Source organism: Altererythrobacter litoralis (genome assembly GCF_036324225.1).
GTDB classification, from domain to species: Bacteria; Pseudomonadota; Alphaproteobacteria; order Sphingomonadales; family Sphingomonadaceae; genus Erythrobacter; species Erythrobacter litoralis_A.
Genome location: NZ_JAZDQV010000012.1, coordinates 34,253 through 60,582 on the forward strand (window position 1 = coordinate 34,253; position 26,330 = coordinate 60,582).

At 61.1% G+C, this 26,330-nt stretch carries 24 protein-coding genes; 20 read left to right on the forward strand and 4 right to left on the reverse strand.

Annotated elements, in window-relative coordinates; translation table 11 throughout:
- The first annotated feature begins 168 nt into the window (after window positions 1–168).
- The 17 genes from bphC (at window position 169) to VRS74_RS11485 (ending at window position 19,495) form a co-directional block, all read left to right on the forward strand.
- Complete coding sequence (gene bphC / locus VRS74_RS11405) at window positions 169–1,068, forward strand: biphenyl-2,3-diol 1,2-dioxygenase (RefSeq protein WP_354145372.1); 900 nt, start codon at window positions 169–171, stop codon at window positions 1,066–1,068.
- 44 nt (window positions 1,069–1,112) lie between these two features.
- Window positions 1,113–1,439 carry a non-heme iron oxygenase ferredoxin subunit gene (locus VRS74_RS11410; protein WP_354145373.1) on the forward strand — a complete coding sequence of 109 codons (327 nt, stop codon included), beginning with the start codon at window positions 1,113–1,115 and terminating at the stop codon, window positions 1,437–1,439.
- Complete coding sequence (locus VRS74_RS11415; RefSeq protein WP_354145374.1) at window positions 1,439–1,927, forward strand: aromatic-ring-hydroxylating dioxygenase subunit beta; 489 nt, start codon at window positions 1,439–1,441, stop codon at window positions 1,925–1,927. The genes VRS74_RS11410 and VRS74_RS11415 overlap by 1 nt, the downstream gene beginning before the upstream one ends.
- 24 nt (window positions 1,928–1,951) lie before the next feature.
- A complete protein-coding gene (locus VRS74_RS11420; protein WP_354145375.1) occupies window positions 1,952–3,214 on the forward strand; it encodes an aromatic ring-hydroxylating dioxygenase subunit alpha in 1,263 nt (420 codons plus the stop codon).
- Window positions 3,211–3,798: a 2-hydroxychromene-2-carboxylate isomerase gene (locus VRS74_RS11425; protein WP_354145376.1), complete on the forward strand. Its 588-nt coding sequence runs from the start codon at window positions 3,211–3,213 to the stop codon at window positions 3,796–3,798. Before VRS74_RS11420 ends, VRS74_RS11425 begins: the two co-directional genes overlap by 4 nt.
- Before the next feature lie 195 nt (window positions 3,799–3,993).
- Complete coding sequence (locus VRS74_RS11430; RefSeq protein ID WP_354145377.1) at window positions 3,994–6,036, forward strand: TonB-dependent receptor; 2,043 nt, start codon at window positions 3,994–3,996, stop codon at window positions 6,034–6,036.
- 114 nt (window positions 6,037–6,150) lie between these two features.
- Window positions 6,151–8,637 carry a TonB-dependent receptor gene (locus VRS74_RS11435; RefSeq protein ID WP_354145358.1) on the forward strand — a complete coding sequence of 829 codons (2,487 nt, stop codon included), beginning with the start codon at window positions 6,151–6,153 and terminating at the stop codon, window positions 8,635–8,637.
- A 132-nt stretch (window positions 8,638–8,769) separates the two neighbouring features.
- Window positions 8,770–10,242 carry an NAD-dependent succinate-semialdehyde dehydrogenase gene (locus tag VRS74_RS11440; protein ID WP_354145378.1) on the forward strand — a complete coding sequence of 491 codons (1,473 nt, stop codon included), beginning with the start codon at window positions 8,770–8,772 and terminating at the stop codon, window positions 10,240–10,242.
- Between the two features lie 166 nt (window positions 10,243–10,408).
- On the forward strand, window positions 10,409–11,014 hold the full coding sequence (locus tag VRS74_RS11445; protein WP_276306934.1) for a UbiX family flavin prenyltransferase: 606 nt from the start codon (window positions 10,409–10,411) through the stop codon (window positions 11,012–11,014).
- 32 nt (window positions 11,015–11,046) lie between these two features.
- Window positions 11,047–11,586, forward strand: coding sequence for a hypothetical protein (locus VRS74_RS11450; RefSeq protein ID WP_354145379.1), 540 nt, complete (start codon window positions 11,047–11,049; stop codon window positions 11,584–11,586).
- A complete protein-coding gene (locus VRS74_RS11455; protein ID WP_354145380.1) occupies window positions 11,583–13,142 on the forward strand; it encodes an FAD-binding oxidoreductase in 1,560 nt (519 codons plus the stop codon). Before VRS74_RS11450 ends, VRS74_RS11455 begins: the two co-directional genes overlap by 4 nt.
- A gap of 42 nt (window positions 13,143–13,184) precedes the next feature.
- A complete protein-coding gene (locus tag VRS74_RS11460) occupies window positions 13,185–14,630 on the forward strand; it encodes an aldehyde dehydrogenase family protein (RefSeq protein WP_354145381.1) in 1,446 nt (481 codons plus the stop codon).
- Between the two features lie 19 nt (window positions 14,631–14,649).
- Window positions 14,650–16,104 (forward strand): non-oxidative hydroxyarylic acid decarboxylases subunit C, encoded by a 1,455-nt coding sequence (locus tag VRS74_RS11465; protein WP_354145382.1) that lies wholly within the window; start codon window positions 14,650–14,652, stop codon window positions 16,102–16,104.
- On the forward strand, window positions 16,101–16,325 hold the full coding sequence (locus VRS74_RS11470; RefSeq protein WP_354145383.1) for a non-oxidative hydroxyarylic acid decarboxylases subunit D: 225 nt from the start codon (window positions 16,101–16,103) through the stop codon (window positions 16,323–16,325). Before VRS74_RS11465 ends, VRS74_RS11470 begins: the two co-directional genes overlap by 4 nt.
- 13 nt (window positions 16,326–16,338) lie before the next feature.
- Window positions 16,339–17,805, forward strand: coding sequence for an FAD-binding oxidoreductase (locus VRS74_RS11475; protein ID WP_354145384.1), 1,467 nt, complete (start codon window positions 16,339–16,341; stop codon window positions 17,803–17,805).
- Between the two features lie 31 nt (window positions 17,806–17,836).
- Window positions 17,837–18,202 (forward strand): c-type cytochrome, encoded by a 366-nt coding sequence (locus VRS74_RS11480; protein ID WP_354145385.1) that lies wholly within the window; start codon window positions 17,837–17,839, stop codon window positions 18,200–18,202.
- A 126-nt stretch (window positions 18,203–18,328) separates the two neighbouring features.
- Window positions 18,329–19,495, forward strand: coding sequence for an MFS transporter (locus VRS74_RS11485; protein WP_354145386.1), 1,167 nt, complete (start codon window positions 18,329–18,331; stop codon window positions 19,493–19,495).
- A gap of 41 nt (window positions 19,496–19,536) precedes the next feature.
- On the opposite strand, the gene VRS74_RS11490 is transcribed toward VRS74_RS11485, so the two are convergent.
- Both VRS74_RS11490 and VRS74_RS11495 read right to left on the reverse strand, forming a co-directional pair.
- Window positions 19,537–20,049 (reverse strand): TIGR02444 family protein, encoded by a 513-nt coding sequence (locus tag VRS74_RS11490; protein ID WP_354145387.1) that lies wholly within the window; start codon window positions 20,047–20,049, stop codon window positions 19,537–19,539.
- Window positions 20,050–20,164: 115 nt separating this feature from the next.
- Window positions 20,165–21,025: an alpha/beta fold hydrolase gene (locus VRS74_RS11495; protein WP_354145388.1), complete on the reverse strand. Its 861-nt coding sequence runs from the start codon at window positions 21,023–21,025 to the stop codon at window positions 20,165–20,167.
- Window positions 21,026–21,164: 139 nt separating this feature from the next.
- Between VRS74_RS11495 and hpaH the strand changes: the two genes are divergently transcribed.
- The 3 genes from hpaH to VRS74_RS11510 are packed head-to-tail and all read left to right on the forward strand — an operon-like array spanning window position 21,165 to window position 23,947.
- Entirely contained in the window at window positions 21,165–21,980 is an 816-nt protein-coding gene (gene hpaH, locus VRS74_RS11500; RefSeq protein WP_179406804.1) for a 2-oxo-hept-4-ene-1,7-dioate hydratase, read from the forward strand.
- 9 nt (window positions 21,981–21,989) lie between these two features.
- Window positions 21,990–22,778, forward strand: a complete 789-nt coding sequence (locus VRS74_RS11505) for an HpcH/HpaI aldolase family protein (RefSeq protein ID WP_066762406.1) — start codon at window positions 21,990–21,992, stop codon at window positions 22,776–22,778.
- 2 nt (window positions 22,779–22,780) lie between these two features.
- Window positions 22,781–23,947: a CaiB/BaiF CoA transferase family protein gene (locus VRS74_RS11510; RefSeq protein WP_066762408.1), complete on the forward strand. Its 1,167-nt coding sequence runs from the start codon at window positions 22,781–22,783 to the stop codon at window positions 23,945–23,947.
- 9 nt (window positions 23,948–23,956) lie between these two features.
- Here VRS74_RS11510 and VRS74_RS11515 read toward each other — a convergent pair whose 3' ends face one another.
- Window positions 23,957–25,189 carry a multidrug effflux MFS transporter gene (locus VRS74_RS11515; RefSeq protein WP_229735634.1) on the reverse strand — a complete coding sequence of 411 codons (1,233 nt, stop codon included), beginning with the start codon at window positions 25,187–25,189 and terminating at the stop codon, window positions 23,957–23,959.
- Window positions 25,190–25,289: 100 nt separating this feature from the next.
- Complete coding sequence (locus tag VRS74_RS11520; RefSeq protein WP_229735635.1) at window positions 25,290–26,141, reverse strand: IclR family transcriptional regulator; 852 nt, start codon at window positions 26,139–26,141, stop codon at window positions 25,290–25,292.
- Window positions 26,142–26,330: the final 189 nt, after the last annotated feature.

A 26,330-nucleotide genomic window follows, 5' to 3' on the forward strand; every position in this document is an offset into this window, starting at 1 on the left:
CACGGCTATTACCGCATCCCATCATTTCGTGCAACGTATTGCACAATGAAAAACGCTCTGGTAGATGATTGCACGGAAATTGCTGAAACCGGCGACTCGAATCGAAGCAAGGCGGCCAGCAAAACGCAAAATGTCCCCGCTTTGGGGTGAATTGGGAGAATTTGAACTATGTCGGTCGTCACCGAACTCGGCTATCTTGGTCTTACCGTTTCCGATCTCGCTGCCTGGCGCGCTTACGCCGCCGAGGTTGCCGGCATGGAAGTCGTCGATGAAGGCGAAGGGGACCGGCTCTATCTGCGGATGGACCTTTGGCATCACCGCATCGTCCTGCACGCTGATGGCAGCGATGACCTGGCCTACATGGGCTGGCGCGTGGCCGGGCCGCAGGAATTCGCCGCGATGCAGGAAAAGCTGAGCGCGGCGGAAATCCCCTTCACCGTGGGCACCGAAGCCGAGGCGCGCGAACGCCGGGTTCTCGGGCTGCTCAAGCTGGCCGATCCGGGCGGCAACCCGACCGAGATTTTCTTCGGCCCCCAGGTGGATACGCACAAGCCGTTTCATCCTGGCCGTCCGATGTTCGGCAAGTTCCTGACCGGCTCGCAAGGGATCGGGCACTGCATCCTGCGCCAGGACGATGTCGAGGCGGCGGCCCAGTTCTATGAACTGCTGGGTCTGCGCGGTTCAGTCGAATACCACCTTCACCTGCCGAACGGCATGGTCGCCCAGCCCTATTTCATGCACTGCAACGAGCGCCAGCACTCGATAGCCTTCGGCCTCGGACCGATGGAAAAGCGCATCAACCACCTGATGTTCGAATACACCGATCTCGACGATCTCGGCATGGCCCATGACATTGTGCGTGAGAAGAAGATCGACGTAGCGCTCCAGTTGGGCAAGCACGCCAACGACCAGGCCTTGACGTTTTACTGCGCTAACCCGTCGGGTTGGCTGTGGGAATTTGGCTGGGGTGCGCGCCAGGCGCCGAGCCAGCAGGAATACTACACCCGCGACATCTTCGGGCACGGGAACGAGGCAGCCGGATACGGGATGGACATTCCGCTGCTCTGACAATCTCAATTTGAATCAGTTCTTGACAGGGAAACAGATCGACCATGTCGAAAAAATTACGCCTTTGTGAAGTCGCCGACGTGAAGGACGGTGAGCCTCTCGCGGCCTTCGCCGAAGGGTTGCCTGCGCTCGCTGTATACAATGTCGAGGGCGAGATCTTCGTTACCGACAATCTCTGCACCCACGGCAATGCCATGCTTACCGACGGGTACCAGGACGGCGATGTCATCGAATGTCCGTTTCACGGCGGCTCGTTCGACATCAAGACGGGGGCGCCCAAGGCCTTTCCCTGCCAGGTGGCGATCGTCTCATATCCGGTCGAAATCGAGGATGGCTGGGTCTGCATCACGAAGCCCGAAGGGGCAGCATGATGGGCCTTCCCACCCTTGAGGAGATGCAGTTACAGCATGCCGCTGCGCAGGTGAATGCGCTTCACGCGGAACTGATCGATGACGACCGGTTGGAAGAATGGCCCGACCTGTTCGAGGAAAATTGTCGATACAGTGTGATCTCTGCGGAGAACCACAATCGTTCGCTGAATCTGGCCGCGGTGTTCTGCGACAGCCGCGGCATGCTGGTCGATCGCATCGTGTCTTTGCGCCGCGCCAACATTTTTCCCGCGCACAGCTACCGGCATATTCTCGGTCCGACCCGCGTGAAGTCGACGAGCGGGCAGATCGTCACCACACAGACCAACTATGTGGTCCTGATGACGCGCAACGACGGTCAGACGTCGATCTACAATTCCGGAAAATATGTCGATGAAATCGACGTTTCCGGGGCTGCCCCGCGCTTCCTTTCCAAGACCGCGATCTTCGACACCCACCTCATCGATACGATGATGGTCCGCCCGATCTAGCTGCAAAGTTGAAAGCACCCAATTATGTCCATTCGCCAGCAAACAGACGCCTTCGATCAAGCCCCGTCCACTGAAGGATGCCGGGTTCCGTACCGCGTTTTCACCGATCGCCAGTACTACGATCGCGAACAGGAGAACATTTTCAAGGGTAACTGCTGGTCCTTCGTCGGACTTGAGGCTGAAGTTCCGCAGGCGGGTGATTTCAAATCGACCTTCGTGGGCGAAACACCGGTGATCCTCACGCGCGACAGCGACGGCTCGTTGCATGTCGTGGTCAATCGCTGCGCCCATCGCGGTGCCCTGGTCTGCCGCGAAATGCGCGGCAACCGCGCAAGCCTGGAATGCGTCTACCACCAATGGGCCTACGATCTGAAGGGGAACCTGATCGGGGTTCCCTTCCGCCGCGGCCTTAAGGGACAGGGCGGGATGCCGGGCGATTTCGACATGTCCCAGCACAATCTTCGCCAGCTGCGCACCGAAACCGTTGGCGGTCTGGTGTTTGCCTCTTTCTCCGAAACTGTCGAATCCTGCCGCGATTTCCTGGGTCCGATCGTGGTTGAGCAGATCGAGCGGATCATGTGCAAGCCGATCACCGTGCTGGGCGACCAGCGCCAGCGGATACGCGGGAACTGGAAGCTCTACGCCGAGAACACCCGCGATCCCTACCACGCCAGCCTGCTGCACCTGTTCCACAACACGTTTGGTCTCTATCGCTCGACCCAGACAGGTGAGGCATTGATGGATGCCAACAAACGCCACTCGCTGCTCTATTCGATCGCGGCCAGCAACGACGATGCCGCCGACAAGCAGGCCTATGGCGATTCGCGCACCTTCGACACCGAATTCAAGCTGCAGGACATGTCGCTGCTGAAAGGTCGGCAGGAGTTCGCGGATAACGTCACGCTGGTGATCCTTGCGGTCTACCCCAATCTGGTCCTTCAGCAGATCCAGAACACGCTCGCGGTGCGCCAGACGGTGACCTACGGGCCGGATGAATTCGAGCTCGTCTGGACCCATTTCGGCTACCAGGACGACGATGCGGAAATGCAGGCCATCCGGCTCAAGCAAGCCAACCTGATCGGCCCCGCCGGGCTCATTTCGATGGAAGACGGCGAAGCGGTGGAAATTGTCCAGGACGCCATCGTCGGCGAGGCAAGCGCGACGTCCTACATCGCGATGGGTGGCGGCCGAGCGGAGGATGCCGACCATCTCGTCACCGAGGGCGCGATCATCGGCTTCTGGGACAACTATCGGGAGATGGTCGGATTCGACCTTGAGCCCGCATGACCCGCACTATCGACTTTTATTTCGATTTCATCAGCCCGTTCAGCTACCTCGCGCAGCTGAAGCTGCCGGAAATCGCCCGGGCGGCGGGGTGCGAGGTCGACTACTGGCCGATCGACATACCCGAAGCCAAGATTGCCGCCGGCAACTATGGCCCGTCCAATCGCGAGGTCCTGCCCAAGATCAAGGTGATGAAAGCCGATCTCGAACGTTGGGCGGATCGCTATGGCGTGCCCCTCAACTTTCCGGCCAGCTTCGACTGCGCACACTGGAATTGCGCGGTCCTGTACGCCCGAAAGCACGGCAGGGCTGAAGAGTTCGTGACCGACGCGTATCGCCGGATCTGGGGCCAGGGCATCGATCCGCGTGACCGCGGCGAACTCGCCGCTTGCGCGACAGCGGCAGGCCTCGATGCCGATGCGCTGCTGGCATTCGTCGATTCTCCGATCGGACAGAACGAATATCGCAAGGCACGTTCCCAAGCGATCCAGCGCGGCGTGTTCGGTGCCCCAATGATGTTTGTCGACGACCAAATATTCTGGGGCAACGATCGAATAGATTTTCTTTCTGATTACCTTACTAAATAAATACATAAACTAAGATGGGAGTACTGAAATGGCGTGGCTGAAAGCTCATTCAATTACCCTGCTTTGCGCGACTGCATTGACCCCGCAGACGGTCTTGGCCCAGCCCCGCAGACGGTCTTGGCCCAGAGTGTCAACACCTCGCAAGAACAGAACTCCTCAACCGGACCGGAGGCATCGCAAGAAGCAGAAACAGGCTTGGGCGATATCGTGGTGACAGCCACCCGGCGCGAGGCGAAGCTGCAGGATGTGCCGATTGCGGTTACTGCGGTGACCGGCGATACACTTGCCGCGGCCGACGTGTCGACAGTCCGCTCACTGACGCAGGTTGTTCCCGGCTTCATCGGCAGCCGCAACATGGGCGTGTTCCAGCCGGTCGTGCGCGGTGTCGGTTCGACGGGGATTTCGATCGGCGACGAGCCCAACATCGCTACCTATGTCGATGGCGTCTATCAGCCTGAATCCGCCGCCAACTGGATCGATCTGGTCGAGGTCGAACGCGTCGAGGTGTTGCGCGGCCCGCAGGGTACAACCTTCGGACGCAATGCCACCGGCGGTCTGATCAATGTCATCACCCCCGATCCCAGCTTCGATTTTCGAGGCAAGGCATCGCTGCGGGTGGGGCGGATGCGCCGCGACGCGGGCGACTATGATGCCCGCGTCTATTTTACTGGCCCCTTGAGCGAAAACGCCGCCGCCGACTTCGCCGGCTTGTTCCGGAAGAACGACGGATACATCGACGATCTGGTTCGGGGAGGAACGCTCGGCAATCAGCGTGTGATCGACTTGCGCAGCAAACTGCTGTTCGAGCCGACCGACAATTTCAAGGTTGTCCTGACGGGCGAGTACTTCAACCAGGAAAGCACCACCAACTCCCCACAACCGTTGGACGGAAATACGGCGGGTCGCCGCTTTCCCGGCGTGATCCTACCGACCGATGCCTGGCAGGCGTCGCTGACCGAGGTTCCTTTGTTGAATTTGAGGCGGTGGAGCGGCGCGCTGCACACCCGTCTAGATCTGGGCAGTGTCCTGCTCGAAACCACGAGCGGATACCAGCTTCTGCGCTGGAACCAGACCACCGATTCGGACGCATCGAACCTGAGGCTTGGAAACTTCCCGGCAACTTTCAACACCGAATCAGGCAGCCAGGAGATAAAGCTGAGTTCGGCAACTCCCGGGCCGTTCCAATGGCTGGTCGGCGGTTACTTCTACCAATTCGGCGGCAGTTCCTTCCTGCAACCCTTGACTGCCGCCAATCCCACGCTGCCTCTGGCCGGCCCTACATTGACCCCGCAGCTCGACGGCCGTTCGTTCGCGGGGTTCGCGGAGGGAACCTATGAAGTCCAGCCCGGCCTGTTTCTCACCCTTGGTGGGCGCTACACGACCGAAAAGCGCAGTTACAGCCAGACGCTAAACGGCGTGCTGCGGATCGATGATGCCGAGAAGACGTTCAACAAGTTCAACTACAAAGTCGGCGTCCGCTATGAGGTGAGCGACAAGACGAACGTTTATGCCACTTACAGCACGGCTTTCAAGAGCGGCGTATTCAACATGGCGGCGCTCAGCACTACGCCGGTCAATCCAGAAAACATCAAGGCAGCTGAATTCGGTATCAAATCTGATCCGCTCGACTGGTTGCGGACGAACCTGTCGATTTACTACTACGATTACCAGGATCTCCAGCTACAGGCGAGAGACGCCATCGGTGCTAGTTACATCCTGCAAAACGCCGCCAACGCGGAAATCTACGGCGGCGAGTTCGAGGTTTTCGTCCGTCCCGTAGCAGACCTGACGCTGCGGAGCGCGGTAGCGTATACCCACGCCCGTTATGAGGATTTCCCCAATGCCCAAGGCTTCTTTCCGCGCGCCGACGGCGGCAACGACGTGGTGACATTCGACGCTTCGGACAATGTCATGACCCGGGCCCCCGAATGGTCGGGCAATGTCGGGTTCGATTGGGGACACGATATCGGTAACGGTCGTATCACTTTCGCAGGTAACCTGTCCTGGAGCTCACGGGTCTATTACGACTTCGCGAACATCTTCTCGCAACCGTCCTATACGCTCATCAACGGGTCGGTCAGTTGGACGCCCGAGAGCGAGCGATTCAAGATCGGGTTGTGGGTCACCAACCTCACCAACGAGAAGGTGCTGCAGACGGTCCGGCCCGGCGCACTCAGCACCGACGGCTTCTACGAGCAGCCTCGTAAGATTGGAATTTCAATCGAGACCAAGTTGTAAAGTGACATAACAATAGGGAGGATGATGCCAATGACAAAGCAATCGATCAATTTCAGGAAGGTCGTCCTGCGCGCCAGCGCCTCGGCGATCGTCGGATCAATCGGGCTCGCACCGATGGCGGCGCATGCGCAGGACGCCGCAACAAGTGAGCCTCAGGCTGAGGAGCAACAGACCGGCGGTCTAGATGTAATCATCGTGACTGCGCGCAAGCGGGACGAGAACCTGCAGGAAACGCCGGTCGCGATCACCGCGTTGACCGGCGGAATGCTCGAGGAACGCCAGATCACCAACGTGGCCGAAGTCGCAAAATTCGCGCCGAACGTGAACATCTCGCCGGTCGCCAACATTTCGGGTTCGAGCGCCTCGATCACCTCGTTCATCCGCGGCGTGGGCCAGACCGATTTCAATATCACCGTCGACCCGGGCGTGGGCGTCTATGTCGATGGCGTCTATGTCGCCCGCTCGGTTGGCGCGCTGCTCGACATGGCCGACATTTCGAGCGTCCAGGTCCTGCGCGGGCCGCAGGGCACACTGTTCGGCAAGAACACCATCGGCGGCGCGATCGTCGTCAATTCCGTCGAACCGCAGTACGATTTCGACATGAAGCTCGAAGCGGCGACCGGCCGGTTCAACCGCGCCGACTTCAAAGGCATGGTCAACGTGCCCCTTAGCAACAATCTCGCAATGCGGGCCGTCGCGTCCTATGAAACCCGCGACGGCTACCAGAAGCGTTTGTTCGACGGCGGACGCCAGGGCAACAAAGACAGCTTCGGTGCCCGGCTTGCGTTCAAGTGGGAGCCGACGGACAAGCTGACCGTCAACCTGAGCGGTGACGTCAACATCCGCCGCGAGGAACAAACGGCTATCTCATTGATCGAACTGCAGGACCAGGCCGTCCCGCTGCGCTTTGTCGAAATTCCGAACAGTGCGCCGCCGGGCGGTTCCAATCGTCTGATCGCCGCGCCGAGCTCGATGTATTTTTGGAACAAGATCTCTGCGGCCGGAGCCGCTACGGGCGCCTGCGGCGCGGCTTGGGGCGGGTTCGGGCCCACCGGTCCGATACCTGGTACACTAGCGCCGACCAGCAACCCGGATTGCGCCAGCACGCGCTGGATCACAGGCGATCCCGACACCACCTGGGCTGGCGGCAACAACCGTTCGGACTTCGATCTGTGGGGGGTCAACCTGACCCTGGACTATGACTTCGGCGACATCAGCCTGAAGTCGATCAGCTCTTACCGCGATCAGAAGTCTGTCTTCGAATACGATTTCGATGGCACCCCGCACGATGTTCTCCAACTTACCAACAATATTGATCTTTGGCAGGCATCACAGGAGTTGCAGCTGACTGGCAGCATATTGGATGATCGCGTGAATTTTGTTTTGGGCGCTTATTATTTGAAAGAAAAGGGCATTGACAAAGAGCCGCTCGAATTCGGGTTCGCCCAGTTCTTCTCCGGGGGTGAGATCGACAACGACAGTTACGCTTCCTACTTGCAAGCGACATTCAAAGTAACCGACCGGTTCTCAATCACGCCAGGCATTCGTTACACCAACGAAACCAAGCGGTTCGATCCGTCGCTACAGGTCATTTACAATGATCGGTCGCGGTTCGATCCGGTGCTTTCTTCGCTTTATCCCGATGGCGCTTTCATTGCCTTCAGCCAGTGCCTCGTCGGGCAGGCCGTGCCGGGCGTGATCCCACCAGGAGTTCCGGGGTTCGAAGCCTTTGCCGGCTTCCCGCTTCCAGGCGGGTGCGAGCCTTCGGCAACCAACCCCGGAGGCAACCACACGATGCCGGCTGTCCAGGTCCAGGCAAAGGCGAAGGAATGGACCCCGGCGATTTCGGCGGACTACAAGATCACCGACGATACACTGATTTATGCTTCGTATTCGAAGGGGTTCAAGAACGGCGGGTTCAGCCAACGCATCTTCCCGGCGGAAATCGCGACCCCCTCGTTCACGCCGGAATTCGTTGAATCCTACGAAATCGGCCTCAAGAACGAGTTCTTCGACCGGCGGCTTCGCCTTAACCTGGCTGCGTTCCTCTCCGATTATTCCGATATGCAGATCGTTGTTAATGAGGGAATCGCACCGAAGGTACGAAATGCGGGCACCGGCCGGATCAAGGGATTTGAGGTCGAGGGCGAAGCGGCTCCAATCGATCAGGTTCAGTTGACCTTTGGTGTAGGTTATCTGGATGCCTATTACACCGACATCGACTTAGCAGCCGCCCCCGTCACCACGGATTCGAAATTTGCTTTCGTACCCGAGTGGACAGCTTCGGCAGCTATCAATGCGGATGTCTATGAAGGGCAAGCCGGCAAACTGACGCTTCGTGGTGACTGGTTCCATCAAAGCGGCACCTTCAAGGATGCGGTAAATAGCCCGCAATTGTTTCAGCCAGCATATAGCGTGTTCGGTGCGAGCGCGTCGTTCACTGACAAAAGCGAACACTTCACCGTGACTGGCGGCGTCACCAACTTGACCGATAAACGATACATCCAAGGCGGGTACGTCGATCTCGACATCGGCGGCGCCGCCACCGCAAGCTTCTCGCGTCCGCGCGAATGGTTCCTCAAGCTCGCCTATCAGTACTGACACTTACCACCCCCGAGGGCGGCGGTCCGCCGCCGCCCTCACCCTTCTGGTGGCACCGACCAAGAGCCTGCCAGACACCTCGCCGCCCAATTTGGTATTGGCAACTTGTCTTGCGGCTAAAGGAGCAATGTCTTGGGCGTTACGATCCCCCCGCTCGAGCGCAGCGATTTCCTGACCGGCCAACCGCTTGTCGACGGCGCCGAGATCTGTGCCGACTCTACCTACGCGGTCACTAACCCGGCAACCGGCAAAACGCTGGCGAATGTCGTCAAGCTGGGCGCTGCCCAGACGCGCCGGGCAATTGAAAGCAATTCCCGCGCCTTCATCGATTGGCGCAAGCGGCCCGCTCAGGAACGCGCGCGCCTGCTGCATGACTGGCTGGCGCTGGTCCGGCTCCATCGCCACGATCTTGGTTTGCTGATGACCGCCGAACAGGGCAAACCGCTGGCCGAAGCGCTGGGCGAGGTCGATTACGCCGCAAGCTTCATCCAGTGGTTCGCCGAAGAGGCGCGCCGTGTCTATGGCGAGGTCATTCCGGCCAGCGCTGACCGGCGGATCGTCGTGATCCGTCAGCCAGTCGGCGTGGTGGGCGCCATTACGCCGTGGAACTTTCCCGCCGCGATGATCACCCGCAAGGTCGCGCCTGCACTGGCGGCGGGCTGCACCGTGACCCTCAAACCGTCCGAACTCACCCCCATGACCGCTTTCGCTCTGGCGAAGCTCGCCCTCGAAGCGGGCATTCCGCCCGGCGTGTTCAACGTGGTCTGCGGGGATGCGCCCGCAATCGGATCGGTCCTGACCAGCCATCCCGATGTTACGAAGTTCACCTTCACCGGTTCGACCGCGATTGGCAAGTTGTTGACCGCACAATGCGCTACCACGCTCAAGCGGGTTTCGATGGAACTGGGCGGCAATGCCCCGCTGCTGGTGTTCGACGATGCCGATCTCGATCAGGCTGTCGAGGGGGCGATTGCCTCGAAATTCCGTAACACCGGACAGACCTGCGTTTGCGCCAACCGGATCCTCGTGCAGAGCGGCATTCATGACCGCTTCGTCGAGGCGCTGGCCGCCAGGGTGTCCGCGTTCCGGGTCGGCAACGGCCTTGAAGGCGCAACCGACCAGGGACCGTTAATCACCGCATCAGCCTTGGCCAAGGTTCAGGGGCATGTCGCCGATGCCGCGGCGCATGGTGCCCAGCTGGTCACCGGCGGCAAGAGACACGAGGCCGGAGATCTGTTCTTCCAACCAACCGTTCTGACCGGAGCGAGCCCGGCGATGCGACTGGCGGACGAGGAGACCTTCGGGCCGGTTGCCCCGGTGTTCCGTTTCGAAACCGAGGCCGAAGCGCTGGCGCTTGCCAACGCCACGCACTCGGGGCTGGCGGCTTATGCCTTCACCCGCGACATTGACCGCGCCTGGCGGGTTTCCGAAGGCCTTGAGACCGGGATGGTCGGCTTGAACAGCGGCATCGTCTCGACCGAGACCGCCCCGTTTGGCGGCATCAAGGAATCGGGACTGGGCCGAGAAGGTTCGCGACACGGTATTGAAGAATTCCTGGAGATGAAGACTATAAGTGCTGGGGTCCGGCCCGAGAGTCCGGTGTAAGCGGAATGCGGTCCCAAGGAGTCAAGATTGTTGTTGCTCAATGCGGAATGCATTGTATGATGTCGAAAAAAGATCGGGAGATGGAATTCAGCATGCCCTTCAAGGCTAGGCCTTACGCGACCTTGACCGCCCAAAACGCGCAGGAAGGTCTCCTGCCTTGAAGCGCATGGTCGTGGGGATTACCGGCGCAACCGGCTCGGTCTATGGTCTTCGCCTGCTTGAGCTGCTGCGCGAGACGGGCGGTTGGGAAACCCATCTGGTGATGTCTCCGGCGGCGCTGCTCAACATTCGCGAGGAACTGCCCGAAGGCAAAGCCCGGCTCGAAGCGCTGGCCGATGTGGTGCACAACGTCCGCAACGTCGGCGCCTCGATCGCCAGCGGTTCGTTCGTGTGCGAAGGCATGGCGATCGCGCCATGTTCGATGCGCACGCTGGGCGCGGTGGCGCACGCCCTGTCCGACAACCTCATCACCCGCGCGGCCGACGTGATGCTGAAGGAACGGCGCCGCCTGGTGATGATCACCCGCGAAGCGCCGCTCAACCTGGCGCACCTGCGCAACATGACGGCCTGCACCGAAATGGGGGCGGTGATCTTCCCTCCGGTGCCGGCCTTCTATGCGCGGCCGAGCTCGCTGGCCGACGTGGTCGATCACAGCTGCATGCGGGTACTGGATCTGTTCGGGCTTCATGCGAAGTCGGAGAAACGCTGGCAAGGCCTTAGCAAAGAGGCGGCAAGCCTTGTTTCTGGTGCTGGCCAAATGGAAGGGAATTGAGAATGGCGTGGGATGTCAGCCGTCGCACGGTCATGAGCGGTGGCGCCGTGGGTACTATCGTTGCCGGTCTGGGAATCGGCCGCAGCGCTTTGGCGCAGCGGCCGCGCAAGATCATCGTCATCGAGGAGACGGAAGTTCCCGAAAGCAGGCTCTTTGCCGAAACTTTCGTCAACTCGGGGCGAGCCGCAAGAGTGATCCGGATCGACCGCTCGCTCAACGGCCTGCTGCATGAACTTGAAGCGATTGAAGGCGTGCTGGTCGGCCTTACTTCCGATCCCGCGGCGATGATCGCCGAGCAGATCCTGGTGGCTGGCGGCGCCCGCCCGCTACTGCAGTGGACCCATCAATACCGCAAGCTGCGCTGGGAACACCAGACTGTTGGCGCGCCGACGCTGCTTGCGCGGGCCAGCGTCGGCTGGCCCAGCGTTCTTGCCCACCACATGCAGGATGCGCTCGTCGGCGATCGCCAGGATGCCGAAATGCGGTGCCAGTCAGGACATTGCGGCCTCGATGGCAAGAGCCCCGGCATGCTCGTTTCATGGGCATTCGAAGCAGGAGTACAACACTCGTGAGCACGCGCATGCCCCAAGGCGTCGATGCCCCGACCTTTCGCAAGGCGCTTGACGAACTGGCCGCGATCGTCGGCAAAGAATGGGTCTTTGTCGATGAGCTTCCGCTGTCGACCTACCGCGATGCCTATTCACCGCTAGCCGATGGCGAGCTGCTGCCCTCGGCTGCTGTGGCACCGGCCAACATGGAACAGATTCAGCAGGCGCTGAAGGTATTCAACGCTTACCAGCTGCCGATCTGGACGTTCGGCAACGGCCGCAATTTCGCCTATGGCGGCCCGGCCCCGCGCCAGTCCGGTTATATCATGTTCGACCTCAAGCGGATGGACCGCATACTTGAGGTGAACGAGAAATACGGCTATGCGCTGGTCGAACCAGGCGTTTCCTATTATCAGCTTCACCGCCATTTGCGCCAGATCGGCAGCAAGCTTTGGGTTGATCCGGCGGCTCCGGGCTGGGGCGGCGTGATGGGCAACGCGCTCGAACACGGTGCCGGCTACACGCCTTATGGCGATCACTTCATCATGCAATGTGGCATGGAAGTGGTTCTGGCCGATGGCCAGGTCGTCCGCACCGGCCAGGGCGCAATCGAGGGATCGCCGCACTGGCAATCCACCAAGCATGCAGCGGGCCCGCATTTTGATGGCATGTTCACCCAGTCCAATTTCGGCGTAGTGACCAAGATGGGCATCTGGCTGATGCCTGAACCGCCGGGCTACAAGCCGTTCATGATCACCTACGAGCGCGAGGAAGACCTTGCTGCGATCTTCGACGCGGTGCTGCCGCTGAAGATCAACCAGGTGATCCCCAACGCCGCTGTGGCGGTCGACCTCCTGTGGGAAGTCTCCGCCAAGACCACGCGCCGCCATTACTTCGACGGCAAGGGCCCTATCCCAGACTCGATCCGCAAGAAGATCGCTTCGGACCATGACCTGGGCATGTGGAACTTCTATGCCGCGCTGTACGGCCCGCCTCCGATCATCGAGAACAACTGGAAGCTCGTCGAGGAAGCGATGATGAGCATTCCCGGCGCAAAACTGCACCTCAGCCGCGAGAACGATCCCGCCTGGGATTATCGAATTCAGCTCATGCGCGGCGAGCCGAACATGACCGAGTTCAGCATCATGAACTGGATCGGCGGCGGCGGGCATATCAACTTCTCGCCGATCTCGGCACCCGACGGCAAGGAAGCGCTGAGCCAGTACAACCTGATCAAGCAACGCTGCCATGATTACGGTTTCGACTACATCGGCGAGTTCCTCGTGGGGTGGCGCGACATGCACCACATCCTGATGATCATGTACGACCGCGCCGACGAGGTCATGCGCAAGGGAGCCTACGATCTGTTCGCCAAGCTGGTCGACGAAGCGGCGGATGCTGGCTTTGGCGAGTATCGAACGCACCTCGCCTTCATGGACCAGATCGCCAAGACCTATAAGCACAACGATGGGGCGCTGTGGGATTTGCACCATCGCCTCAAGGATGTGCTCGACCCCAACGGCATCCTTTCCCCGGGCAAGCAGGGGATCTGGCCCAAGGCGATGCGCAAGCAGGGGTGAGCGTACGACCGCCTGCAAGACGAATACAAGGATCGAGAGACCATGACCCAACTTGAACACTGGATTGGCGGAGGCGCCGTTGCCGCATCGAACGGTGCCTACTTCGACGACCTCAATCCGGTCGACGATTCGGTCTATTCGCGGGTGCCGGCCGGCACCGCCGATGACGTGAACCGCGCGGTCGAAACCGCCTATCAGGCTTATCTGAAACATCGCGATCTGCCCGCCGCAGTGCGCGAAGGGTGGATCGCGAAAGCCGCCGAAATCATGGAGCGCGATACCGCCAAATTCGCCGACGTGCTGGTCGACGAAATCGGTTCGCCGATCGCCAAGGCCGGGTTCGAAACCCGCTTCGCGGTCAGCTTCCTGCGCGCGGCGATCGGCGTGCCGCGCCGGATTCGGGGGGAAACGATCCCTTCGGACACCCTTGGGCGGTTCAGCATGAGCCTGCGCCAGCCGGTCGGTGTGGTCGCCGGGATTACCCCGTTCAACGTGCCGCTGATCAAGGGGATCAAACAGTCGGCCATGGCCCTGGCTACAGGCAACGCCTTCGTGCTGCTACCCTCGGAATCCGCGCCAATGATCGCCGATCTGCTCGCTAAATTGTGGAAGGAGGCCGGCGTTCCCGACGGCTTGTTCAACGTGGTCTACGGCAATGGCGCGGAGATCGGCGACGTGCTGACCGGCCATCCCAAGGTCGCATCGATAACCTTCACCGGGTCCTCGCGCGTCGGCAAGCACATTGCCGAAATCGCGGCCCGCAACCTCAAGAAGTACACGCTGGAGCTGGGCGGCAAGAGCCCGCTGGTGATCTGCGCCGATGCCGATCTGGACAAGGCGGTCAACGCCGCGCTGTTCAGCATCTTCATGTACCAGGGCCAGGTCTGCATGGGGGCTTCGCGGATCTATGTGGAACGGTCGATCTTCGATAAGTTCGCTGAAGCTTTCGCCGCCGCGACGAGCCGCGCCAAGAGCGGCGAACTGCGCGAGCCGACCACCATGCTGGGGCCGATCATTTCGGAGCGCCAGCGCGACCGCGTCCGCCGCCACATCGACGATGCCCGCGCCAAGGGCGCCGAGGTACTTGCCGGCGGCGAATGGGACGGGAACTGCTGTTCCGCCACGGTGCTGCGTGGAGTCACGTCGGAAATGACGGTCTTCGAAGAAGAGACCTTCGGACCGGTGACCTCGCTCTATCCGTTCGATTCGCTCGAGGAAGCGCTCGAACTTGCCAACAACACCGAATACGGCCTCAGCGCCTCGATCTTCACCCGCGATCTCGACAAGGCGCTGGCCTTTGCCCAGCGGGCCGAAGCGGGGATGGTCCACATCAACGCGCCGACCCTGCACGACGAGCCGCACGTTCCGTTCGGCGGGACCAAGGCATCGGGTTTTGGCCGCGAAGGGACCGAAGCCGATCTCGAAATCATGACCGAATGGAAATGGGTCACGATGCAGTCGGCGACTGCGGGCGCGGGCGGACACTGACAGGCGGGATGCAACGGCAATGAACGATCTTCCCAACCGCGCCCGGTCGATCTCCTCGCTGCGCGATTTCCTCGAACTGCTCGAGGATTCGGGCCAGGCCATCACCTGGAGCGATCCGGTGATGCCCGAACCCGGCGTGCGCAACATTGCGGTTGCCGCCTCGCGCGATGCCAACGGCGCGCCGGCGATCGTGTTCGACAACATCACCGGCTATCCCGGCAAGCGCCTGGCGGTGGGCGTTCATGGTTCGTGGGACAACATCGCCCTGCTGCTGGGCCGACCCAAAGGTACCACCATCCGCGAGCTGTTCTTCGAGATCGCCGGCCGCTGGGGCGATCAGGAAGCGCAGATCAGCTCTGTTCCCGAAGCCCAGGCCCCGGTGCACGAATGCCGGATCGAACAGGACATCAACCTTTACGATGTCCTCCCGGTCTATCGGATCAACGAATATGATGGCGGGTTCTACATCGGCAAGGCCTCGGTCGCCTCGCGCGATCCGCTCGATCCAGACAATTTCGGCAAGCAGAATGTCGGCATCTATCGCCTGCAGATCCAGGGGCCGGACAGTTTCACCCTGATGACGATCCCCTCCCACGACATGGGACGTCAGATCATGGCGGCCGAACGGGAAGGCGTTCCGCTCAAGATTGCGGTCATGCTGGGCAATCATCCCGGCCTTGCGGTGTTTGCTGCCACCCCGATCGGCTACGAGGAATCGGAATATTCCTATGCCTCGGCGATGATGGGCGCGCCGATCCGGCTGACCAAATCGGGCAACGGGATCGACATCCTGGCCGACAGCGAAATCGTAATCGAGGCCGAGCTGCAACTGGGCGAGCGCGCGCTGGAGGGGCCGTTCGGCGAATTTCCCGGTTCCTACAGCGGCGTGCGCAAGGCGCCGATCTTCAAGGTCACGGCGGTGTCCCACCGGCGCGATCCAATCTTCGAGAACATCTACATCGGGCGCGGCTGGACCGAGCACGATACCCTGATCGGCCTGCACACCTCCGCCCCGATCTATGCCCAGCTGCGCGAGAACTTCCCCGAAGTCACTGCGGTCAACGCGCTTTACCAGCACGGCCTGACCGGGATCATCTCGGTCAAGAACCGCATGGCCGGCTTTGCCAAGACGGTCGCGCTGCGCGCGCTGAGCACGCCGCACGGCGTGATGTACCTCAAGAACCTGATCATGGTCGATGCCGATGTCGATCCGTTCGATCTGAACCAGGTGATGTGGGCGCTTTCGACCCGCACCCGTGCAGACGATATCATCGTGCTGCCCAACATGCCTGCCGTTCCGATCGATCCTTCGGCAGTGATCCCAGGCAAGGGGCACCGCCTTATCATCGACGCGACCAGCTATCTCCCGCCCGATCCGGTGGGTGAAGCGCACCTTGTCACCCCGCCAACCGGGGACGAGATCGACGCCCTGAGCAAGCGGATCCGCGAAATGCAGCTGGGAGCCCTGTCATGACCACCACCGTCTGCGGGCGCTGCAAATCGAGCGGCGCTGTCACCGATCATCAGGGCAGGCAGGACGGCGCGGTCGTGTGGACGATCCTGCGCTGCCCGACCTGCAACTTTTCCTGGCGCGACAGCGAACCGGCCCGCGCGATCGACCCTGCTGCGCGCTCGCCCGATTTTGCCGTCGATGCCGGCGATCTCCAGCGTTATCCCAAGATTCTCCAGCAATAAGGCTCCCAACGCCATGATAGATCAAGACCGCCAGACGGCCACGCTCGGCACCCTCGCCCAGGCACTGGGTAAGGAGACCGTCGATACCAGCCCGCAGACCCTGGCCCGCTATGCTGCCCCGGGGATGGTACCGGCAGGCGTGGTGCTTCCGGCCGATGAAGCCCAGCTCGCCAAGGTGCTGGAAGCCGCGCGCACCAGCGGCGGTGTGGTCCAGACGGTCTGCAACGGCGCCTACGGACTTGAAAAAGCCGTACAGGACAATGTGATCGTGCTTGACCTGCAGAAGATGAACAAGGTTCTCGAGGTCAACGAGCAACTGGCGACCTGCCTGGTCGAACCGGGCGTGACCTTTCGCCAGCTCGATGCCCATATCAAGGAAAAGGGGATTAAGCTGTGGGTGGATTTTCCCGGCAATCCCGATGAAAGCGTGGCGGCCAGTTTCATCAACCGGCGCCCCGGCTACACCCCCTATTCCGATCACTTCCTGATGCAGTGCGGGCTCGAGGTGATGCTGGCTGATGGCAAGATGGTGCGAACCGGCATGGGTGCCATGCCCAAGAGCACCTGCTGGCAGCTGTTCAAGTTCGGCTATGGCCCGTGGGTTGATGGGCTGTTCACCCAGTCCGATTTCGGGGTGGTGACCAAGGTGGGCACGTGGATGATGCCGCAGCCCCCGGCGCACCAGACCTTCATGGTCGCGGTTCCCAAAGAGGACGATCTTGGCGCATTGCTGGATGTGCTCGGGCCACTCAAGCTCAACATGGTGGTGGCCAATGGCGTCGCGGTGGGCAATGCGCTTCACGAAGCGGCCCTGCTCGGCAAGCGCCGCGCCGACTTTGAAGGCCAGGGGCCGATGGCGGCGAGCGCGGTCAAAGCCGCGGGCGAATCACTCGGCCTTGGCTACTGGAACCTCTACGGCTCGCTCTATGGGTTGCCAGACAACGTCGCGATCCTGTGGGACATGGTCAAGGGCGCGTTTTCGTCGATCAGCGGCGCCAGGGTCATCGTCGATGGCAAGGGCGTGGATCCCAAGCTGTGGGCATGGCGGATGGGCTCGATGACCGGCGTCGTGACCGATCCCCCGGCCAGGACCGCGGGCTGGAGCGGCGACATGGCGCTTACGGTCAACCCGGTCAGCCCTGTGGGTGGCGAGGAAGCCGTCAAGCTTTATGAACTGTCGCGCGATATCTGTGCCAAGAACGGCTTCGACTTCGTTGGCGAAACCACCGCGATCTGGCGTTCGGCCAACCATCGCCAAGTGCTGTCCCATGCCGCCGGGAAGGCCGAGGATGCGGCACGGGCCAAGACTTGCGCCGAAGCCCTGATCGCCGCGCAGGCCGAGGCCGGCTTCGGCCAGATCCTGACCGACCCCGGGCTGGGGGCGGCGGTTGCCAAGACCTATGAAAAGGGTGGCCGCTCGGCCCTGCATGCGCGGGTCAAGCAGGCGCTCGATCCCAACTCGATCTTTGCCTCGGTCTGAGCCGATGCGTCGCCATGCCTGCGGAGGTACAATGAACAAGCTCCTCGTCCTTTCGTTCCTCGCCACTCTTGGCGCCTGTTCGTCCAAGCAAGGAGAAGTGGTCGCGGATGGCGCGGAGAATTATGAGCGTTACTGCGCAGGTTGCCACAACCCCGGCCCGGGCCACGGTGGCACCATGATGCTGGCCGAAAAAGGGGCTCCGGTGCCTTCGCTCATCGGTCGCAAGGACTTAGATTACGATTACCTACATTCGGTCGTTCGCCAGGGCCTGATCGAAATGCCGCCGTTCCGCCCGACCGAATTGTCGGATGCGGAAATCAAGCAGATTTACGATCATATTATGGCTCAGAAATTGCCTGCTAACGCGGCCGAGCATTCCAAAAGCAAGAATCGCTAATATCGGTCATGGCGAGGGAACCGAGCCGGACAAGGATCTATCGTGGCTGGCACTACAGGCATTCCGACCCATCGAAAGGGTAGTCCCGCATTCTGGCGGGTCCTCGCCCTGTGCGTGATAGTTGCCATGCTTGATGGCTATGACACGCAGGTGATCGCCCTCGTCGCGCCCGTTCTGGGTTCCGCTTGGAATCTTGACAAGAGCGCATTCGGACCGGTCTTCGCCGCGGGCCTGGTGGGTCTCATGCTCGGCAGCATCGCCTTTGGCGCCCTTGCGGATCGCTTTGGCCGCAAACCCATAATCTGCACCGCGTGCTTCGTGTTCGGGCTGTTCGCCTTGCTGACTCCGTTGGCGACAACGCTCCTGGAACTCGCTGGTTTCCGATTTCTGACCGGCATCGGCCTTGGCGCAGCGATCCCCAATCTGATGACGTTAACCGCCGAACATGCTCCCGGCAACCGCCGGGCTTTTGCTGCGGGCGCGATGTTTTGCGGCTTCCCCCTTGGCGCCTTGCTCGGTGGACTGGCAGCCCCCAGCGTGATCGAAGAATCGGGCTGGCAAGGGCTGTTCTTCTGGGGCGGTGTGTTGCCGTTGGCGATGGTGGTGCCACTGTTCTTGCTATTGGTGGAATCGCCCGAATGGCAGGCACGCGATGTTCAAAAGAGCCGTCGGTTGATTCCCCTGCGCAGTCTTTTTGGGCAGGAACTGGCCATAATCACACCGCTGTTGTGGCTGGCATTCATCGCCAATCTGCTCGCCATGTACTTCCTGATCAACTGGCTGCCGATCCTTTTCGCGGCCGGAGGCGCGGATCTGGGAAAATCCACCATGACCAGCGTCTTGCTCAATCTTGGCGGAATCGTCGGATGCCTCGCGGTCACCCCCCTGGTCGATCGCTTCGGCGCGATCAAGGTCATGCCGCTGGTGTTCGGACTGAGCGCAACGGCGATCCTGGCGATCGGATTGGTTCCAGCAGCGTCAATCCCCATGGTTTTTGCGATCCTGCTGGCCGGGTTCGGCACAATGGGCGCCCAGATGGGGAGCAACGCCTTCGCGATGTTTGCCTATCCCACGGCCCTGCGCGCCAGCGGGTTGGGTTGGGCCCTGAGCATGGGACGGATCGGATCGATTATCGGCCCGCTTCTGGGCGGTGCCTTGCTTGCCTTGCAATTCCAACCGGCTGAGCTGTTTCCGGTGGTGGCGGTATTCGCCATGTTGCCGGCGCTTGTCTTCATCGTCATTGGACGGATCGCGGCGCGTTACGGGCGGAACCAAGACACAGCGGGCGCGTGATGGGGCAAAGCCATGTCCCCTTGGTGCCGCATCGGCTCGGGTCAGTGCCAAACCTTGGCGACCAGGCCATCCAGTTCACTGGCCGCTCCGTCCGTTTCTGGAAACGTCTTGCGATAATTGTCGAAACTTGCTCGAGCAGCAGCTTCGGCGGTTGGGGCGCTGCCGAGTGCAGCTAGGTTCATACCGGCAATCAACTGCGACTGGACCATGCGTTCGCCATGCAGCTCCGCCTCTTTCAGCGCCTTGTAGGCCGAGGCGTGGGGCTCGGCCGCGATGGCATCCTCGCTCCACAGCTTGAACCAGCGCCGAACTTCGCGAACCGGTTGGACGAGGCGTTCATTCGGTGCGGCAGCAGAACGTAGGATTGCTTCGAAGTCCGAAACCTGCAGGACCAGACGTCGCGTCTCAGCCAGCCAGAGACACAAGAGCAGGACATTGACATCGCAACCATGCCGATCCTGCAATGATATGCACGCATCGGCGACCCCCGGATTGGCGTAAATGCGAAGCGAGTAGTCCCAAAACGCAGCTGGATCCGCGTCGGTCGGCTTCATCCCGCATTCTCCGTCAAGCTGCTCGAGCTGGCCAAGTCATCTGCTTGGTCAGCTCGAAAACGAAACTGCCTGAAGCGCCGAAATACCGCCCAAGGGCGGGCCGGGGCCAGCCCGCTCAGAAAGCTCGGGCACCGAAGTGGATTTCCATCATCGGGCGCATGACATCCCACCGTTCCAGCTGCGACCAGTGGCCCGAACGGTCGAGAACGTACAGCTCGGCATGCTTGAGATGCTGGATCAGGTAGAGGCTGGTGTCGAGCGGCACCACCCGGTCTTGGCGGCCATGGAAGATCAGCACTTCGTGCGGCATTTTGCCCAGCAGTTCGGGCGGCATGTTGAGCGTCTCAATGCCGTTCTTCATCGAATCGATCATCTTGACCGCGGTCTTCATGATGTCTGGATCGGTGGCGATCTTGTAACGGTTCTCGACGATTTCCTCCATGCCTTCGAACTTCTCTGCATCGTAGGCGAAGCTGTGCATCACCTGGCGATAGCGGGCATATCGTGGATCGGAATAGAACGAGAGCAGGCGGATCAGTTCCGGGGTGCGCGGGCCGGGGGCTCCGATCGAACCCATCAGCACCACCTTGTCGATCGTGTCGGGCTCCTCGCTCATCATCTGCAGGGTCAGCGCGCCGCCCATCGAATTGCCGACAACGTGGGCCTTCTTCACACCGAGCGCCTCAAGCAGGCCAAAGCACTGGTCGACCCGGGTGCCGATCCAGCCCATCACGCTGTCAGGCCACGGATCGGGAATCACCGACTGGCCGAAACCGATCAGGTCGGGCGCGATCACGAAGAAGTTTTCGGCGAGGTCCGGCATCAGGTGATACCAGTTGGATGCGGCATGTGCGCCCGGACCCGCACCGTGAAGCAGCAGAATTGCCGGCTTGGACGGATCGCCCGCCAAGAGGGTGTGCGAGGTCAAGCCCCGGCCCGTGATCTTTTCTTCCCTGATAACCCCTTCAGCAGCCATTACATTCTCCCATGTGATCCTGACGAAATATCCGCACGACTCCTCGCCGGAGTTCACAGTCAATTTTGCCGGAGCCTAAGATATCGTTTGACATTGTGCAATGAGTTTTCTCAAGTGTTACGCATTGGGAGCAGAACACATGACAGGCGAGACATTCGACGGTCGACTGGTCGCGCAATTGGCGCAGGAACTCGACCATGCCGAGCAGACCCGTGAACGGATCCGGCCGTTCTCCGTGCGCTTCCCCGGCATGCGGATCGAGGATGCCTACCGAATCAACCAGGCCTGGGTCGATCTCAAGCTGGCGCGGGGGCGGACTGTGTATGGCCACAAGATCGGCCTGACCTCGCGCGCGATGCAACAGGCAGCCGGGATCACCGAACCCGATTACGGCACCTTGCTGGATGACATGGTGTTCGAACAGGGCAGCGACGTTCCGGCCGCGCGGTTCATCACGCCCAAGGTCGAGGTCGAGTTGGCCTTTGTGCTCGGGCGCCGCCTGGAAGGAGCACAGACGACGATTTTCGATGTCCTGAGCGCCACCGACTATGTGGTTCCGGCAATCGAAATCATCGACACACGGGTGCATCCCAAGGATGCCGAAACCGGGGCCGCGCGCAAGGTCCTGGACACGATCAGCGACAATGCCGCCAATGCCGGAATCATTGTCGGCGGTCTGCCGGCGAAACCCGACGGGCTCGACCTGCGCCGCATCGGCGCCCTGCTCAGCCGCAACGGGGTGATCGAGGAGACCGGCCTTGCGGCAGGGGTGCTCAACCATCCCGCCAACGGCGTCGCGTGGCTGGTAAGGCGGCTCGCGCCCTGGGGGCAAGGGCTAGAAGCCGGAGAAGTCGTGCTCGGCGGATCGTTCACGCGCCCGGTCGAAGCGGCGCCGGGCGATGTCTTCAATGCCGATTTCGGCGAGTTTGGTTCAATCGGGTTCCGGTTCGTTTAGGGGGCGAAAATGCAAACACCCGTCAACCGCTTCAAGGCGGCCTTGCGCGAAGGTCCGGTCCAGCTTGGCTTCTGGTTGGCCCTGGCCCATCCAGACATTGCCGAAATCTGCGCGGGCCATGGCTATGACTGGCTGCTGATCGATGGCGAACATGGCCCGCAGACCCTGCCCGGCATCGTCGCGCAGCTGCGTGCGATCGAGGCGACGCCGCCGTGTTCGGCGATCGTCCGGATTGCCGGCCACGATCCGGTAGCAATCAAGCAGGTTCTCGATCTTGGAGCGCAGACTCTGATGGTTCCGATGGTCGAAACCGCCGAACAGGCCCAGGCCATCGTAACTGCGTCCCGCTATCCGCCTGCAGGCGAACGCGGCCTCGGTGGCGCCCGTGCCGCGCGCTGGGGTGGCTATCCTGCCTATGTCGCAGAAGCCAATGCGCAGGTTTGCATCATCGCCCAGATCGAGACCGCGACCGCCGTCGACAATATTGAGGCGATCGCCGCAGTGGACGGGATCGACGCGCTGTTTCTTGGACCTGCGGACCTGGCCGCGACCGAAGGTTTGCTGGGCGGAAGCAGCTTCGATGCCCTGTTCAAGCTGACCGGCGAGGCGCTGGCGCGTATCGTGGCAACCGGCAAACCGGCTGGGATCCTTTCGCGCGACGAGCGGCTCGTCCAGCAGTTCCTCGATGGCGGTGCCCGCTTCATCGCCAACGGGATCGACAGCTTCACCTTGGCAAAAGGTGCAGGCGACGGGCTTCGCCGCTGGCGCGAACGCATCGCCGCGCTGGGCGGAGACTGACCATGGCGAAACCGTCCTGGCGGGCCGCGGTAACCGGCGATCCGTCCAAACCGCTCGATGGGGTGCGGGTGCTTGAGCTCGCCCGCATTCTGGCCGGCCCCTGGTGCGGGCAATTGCTGGCGGACCTGGGCGCCGAAGTGATCAAGATCGAGCGGCCCGGTGCGGGCGACGACACGCGGCATTGGGGGCCGCCGTTCGTCACCGCAGAAGACGGTACGAGTCTGGGCGCGGCCTATTTCCATTCGACCAATCGCGGCAAGCGCTCCTTCGCGATCGACATCGCCAGCGCGGAAGGCCAGGCCATCATCCGCGAGCTGGCGAACGGGGCCGACATCCTGATCGAAAACTACAAGGTCGGCGGGCTGGCGAAATACGGGCTTGACCATGCCGCGCTGTCCGAACTGAACCCGCGCCTGATTACTTGCTCGATCACCGGGTTCGGGCAGACCGGGCCTTATGCCCACCGCGCGGGCTACGATTTCATCGCCCAGGCCATGGGCGGCATGATGTCGATGACCGGCGAACCCGATCGCGAGCCACAGAAGGCGGGCATCGCGGTGGCCGACCTGTTCACGGGCATGTACAGCACTGTGGCGATTCTCGCCGCGCTCAACCGCCGGGACCGCACCGGCAGCGGCGCCCATATCGACATGGCGCTGCTCGATACCCAGGTGGCGGTCATGGCCAATCAGGCGATGAACTGGATGACTTCGGGCAAGGTCCCGCGCCGGTTCGGCAACGGTCATGCCAATCTGGCACCCTATCAAGCCTTCCCCACGCTTGACGGGCCCTTGGTGATTGCGGCGGGCAATGACAGCCAGTTCGCCAGCCTTTGCCGCATCCTCGAATGCTCGCTGCATGACGATCCGCGCTTCACCACCAACCCCGCACGGCTTGCGAACAGGTCCGAACTTATCGAAACCGTGGAGACGCTTACGGCCCGATGGAACCGGCAGGAACTGTTCAACGCGCTGGAGGACGCGGGCGTACCCGCCGGACCGATCAACGAGCTCGACGAAGTGTTCGCTGATCCGCATGTCGTTGCAAGGGGTCTGGCGGTAACCCCGGAAGGCTACAAGGGTGTCGCTAGCCCGATCGTGATAGACGGTGTGAGAATGGTTTCGGACCGACCGGCACCGGGCATACCTCAGCCCTTCAAGGTCGAATAAGTCCGGCGATCAGCCTTTCGTCCGTACCGCCACACTCGCTGCGAACAGTCTGCCCCCCTCGCTGAACAGTACCAGTAGAATAGTCACAGTCGCCACGCCAACGAGCGAATAGGCCAAAGGCAGTGGCGAACCGTCGTAGGCCTGACCGATCAAGGCACCCAGCCCAGCACCAAGTACCAACCGAAAGAAGGTCTGGACCGAGGCGGCAGCGCCAGCGAGCTTACCGAACGGCTGCAGTGAAATTGCGGTGAAATTGATGAATACCGTGATCAGCAGGCACATGTTCGCGGACATCAGCAAGACAAATTGCAACAAGGTCTCGCCCGGGCGCGATGCCAGATAGACCTGGCAGACCGAGACGATGAGGTAGCAGAGGATCGCGGCATGCCCAAGCCGCCGGGTTCCGAAACGGTGTACGATCGCAGAATTGGCAATGCTGGCCAGCATCATCGAGCCCGCCATCAAGCCAAAGATTACCGAATAGGCCCCGCCGGCCCCGAAATGTTCGCCGATCAATTGCTGCGAGCTGTTGATGAAGCCGAAGTGAGCGCCGAAAATCAGGGCCATGCCAATGACGTAACCGATCGACCGGCGGTTTGTCAGAACGAGGCGGATGTTACCGAACAATTCTCTGGCACCATGGGACTGCCGCCGGGAAAGCGGCAGCGTTTCTTCCATGCGGTAGAAATACCATGCTGACACTCCCATCGACAGCACGCCGATGACAATGAAGACGGCACGCCAGCCGAGCGTAGTAAAGATCACATAACCCAAACTTGGGGCAAGGGTCGGGACTGCCATAAACAGCATCGCGACAAAGGCTTGCAGCTTGGCCATGTCTTCGCCTTGATAGCGGTCGCGAATGATCGCCATAGGAAGGACGGTCAGGGCGGACGAGGCACAGCCAAGCAGCGCGCGGGCCGCCAGCAGGACGGAAAAGTCAGCCACGAAAGCACAAAGCAGATTGATCAGGGCGAACAGGCCCATGCAAACCAGCAGGACCGGCTTCCTCCCAAGCCGGTCGGAGATCGTCCCCGGGACGAGCGAAAACAGGCCGGAGCAGATCAGGAAGGTGCCGATGACCCATTGCCGCTGGTTTGAACCGCTTGCCCCCAGATCGTTTGCCATGACACCTAAGGCCGGAAGCAAAGTTGTAAACCCAAGTGACTGCAATGCCTGGATCATCGCCATCATGGCGATGAACTCCCGTTTGCCGATTGGCTCTTTATGGGTCAGCGACAACCTTCATACCTTCCGGATGGTCGGGCCTGGCAGCGCCCCCGCCATGAAGCCGGTCCACCAATATGGAGGCCAGTCCACTTCTGATGGAAAACCGCAGGAGCTATCCTTGCCAGCCGATCGCACGACTCGCTGCCATGGCCGCCGAACGGATCTTTTCGATCTTCGGCTTTGAATAAAAATGCTTTTCCTGAACTCGCGAGAGAACGCTCATCGTTGCAACAAGCCTGTTCCCGGAACCAAGCACAGGTACACTCAAGGCAGAGAGACCAGGCACAACCGTACCCTGTGTGGTCGCGTATCCCATCTCGCGCGCTTGGACTATCTGCCTTTCCAGTTCGTCGTCGGAAACCACCAGCCCGCTGGCGCGCTCCTGGGCGATGACGGGCCGAGTCAAAGCTCGTGAACAATGGGCCAAATACAGGATGCCGTTGGACGAAGCCTGCAAGGGCAAAACAGAGCCGACGTGCAAACTGGTAAACAGGGGCAGACCGCCATCGATCCAGCGAATCACCGTTGGCCCATAATTGCCCCAGACCGACAGCAACCCTGTCGTTTGCAGTTCTTCCAGCACGCTCGCCAGATTATCGCCAGCGATCCGTACCGGCTCCACCCGCGCCAGCGCGGCCATGCCAATACGAACTGAAAACTCACCTAGTGCATAGCGGCCATTCTGGACCTTCTGCTCGACCACGCCTGTATTGACAAAAGACAGCAGGTAACGGTGTGCCTGGCTGCGTGACAGACCCGATTTCTCGGCAACATCACGCAGATGTGCGCCATCCCTTGGGCAATCCATCAAGGCCCTGAGGACGCGAACACCAGTTTCCACGGACTGGATAGCCTTGCGCGGCGAATCATTCGCACTCAAATCTTTGGGAGGCAAGCGCTCGGTAGCCTGATGTTCCATTTCATCACCTTTCGCTGCAAGCTGGATAGCCTTGCGTGCATTCATTCGGTACTCCGATTACCAGCATTCCCCGGCCCGAAGTCCCCTTGGATGACGGGAAAAGAGTTGCATAATGTCCAACGAATAGTGTAGGCGGGAAAATTGTGCAAGGGTATGACCTCGGTCAATTACGACAAAGAGGCCAAGCGTCAACCCAACTAGGCGCTTCTAAACCAGTGAGAGGAAAGGAACCCG

Coding starts and splice junctions, on each gene's coding strand:
- bphC (WP_354145372.1), top strand. CDS start 169: ATGTCGGTCGTCACCGAACTCGGCTATCTTGGTCTTACCGTTTCCGAT.
- VRS74_RS11475 (WP_354145384.1), top strand. CDS start 16,339: ATGATAGATCAAGACCGCCAGACGGCCACGCTCGGCACCCTCGCCCAG.
- VRS74_RS11505 (WP_066762406.1), top strand. CDS start 21,990: ATGCAAACACCCGTCAACCGCTTCAAGGCGGCCTTGCGCGAAGGTCCG.
- VRS74_RS11445 (WP_276306934.1), top strand. CDS start 10,409: ATGGTCGTGGGGATTACCGGCGCAACCGGCTCGGTCTATGGTCTTCGC.
- VRS74_RS11465 (WP_354145382.1), top strand. CDS start 14,650: ATGAACGATCTTCCCAACCGCGCCCGGTCGATCTCCTCGCTGCGCGAT.
- VRS74_RS11520 (WP_229735635.1), bottom strand. CDS start 26,141: ATGAATGCACGCAAGGCTATCCAGCTTGCAGCGAAAGGTGATGAAATG.
- VRS74_RS11510 (WP_066762408.1), top strand. CDS start 22,781: ATGGCGAAACCGTCCTGGCGGGCCGCGGTAACCGGCGATCCGTCCAAA.
- VRS74_RS11415 (WP_354145374.1), top strand. CDS start 1,439: ATGGGCCTTCCCACCCTTGAGGAGATGCAGTTACAGCATGCCGCTGCG.
- VRS74_RS11480 (WP_354145385.1), top strand. CDS start 17,837: ATGAACAAGCTCCTCGTCCTTTCGTTCCTCGCCACTCTTGGCGCCTGT.
- VRS74_RS11450 (WP_354145379.1), top strand. CDS start 11,047: ATGAGCGGTGGCGCCGTGGGTACTATCGTTGCCGGTCTGGGAATCGGC.
- VRS74_RS11435 (WP_354145358.1), top strand. CDS start 6,151: ATGGCGGCGCATGCGCAGGACGCCGCAACAAGTGAGCCTCAGGCTGAG.
- VRS74_RS11410 (WP_354145373.1), top strand. CDS start 1,113: ATGTCGAAAAAATTACGCCTTTGTGAAGTCGCCGACGTGAAGGACGGT.
- VRS74_RS11460 (WP_354145381.1), top strand. CDS start 13,185: ATGACCCAACTTGAACACTGGATTGGCGGAGGCGCCGTTGCCGCATCG.
- VRS74_RS11425 (WP_354145376.1), top strand. CDS start 3,211: ATGACCCGCACTATCGACTTTTATTTCGATTTCATCAGCCCGTTCAGC.
- VRS74_RS11420 (WP_354145375.1), top strand. CDS start 1,952: ATGTCCATTCGCCAGCAAACAGACGCCTTCGATCAAGCCCCGTCCACT.
- VRS74_RS11485 (WP_354145386.1), top strand. CDS start 18,329: ATGCTTGATGGCTATGACACGCAGGTGATCGCCCTCGTCGCGCCCGTT.
- VRS74_RS11490 (WP_354145387.1), bottom strand. CDS start 20,049: ATGAAGCCGACCGACGCGGATCCAGCTGCGTTTTGGGACTACTCGCTT.
- VRS74_RS11495 (WP_354145388.1), bottom strand. CDS start 21,025: ATGGCTGCTGAAGGGGTTATCAGGGAAGAAAAGATCACGGGCCGGGGC.
- hpaH (WP_179406804.1), top strand. CDS start 21,165: ATGACAGGCGAGACATTCGACGGTCGACTGGTCGCGCAATTGGCGCAG.
- VRS74_RS11470 (WP_354145383.1), top strand. CDS start 16,101: ATGACCACCACCGTCTGCGGGCGCTGCAAATCGAGCGGCGCTGTCACC.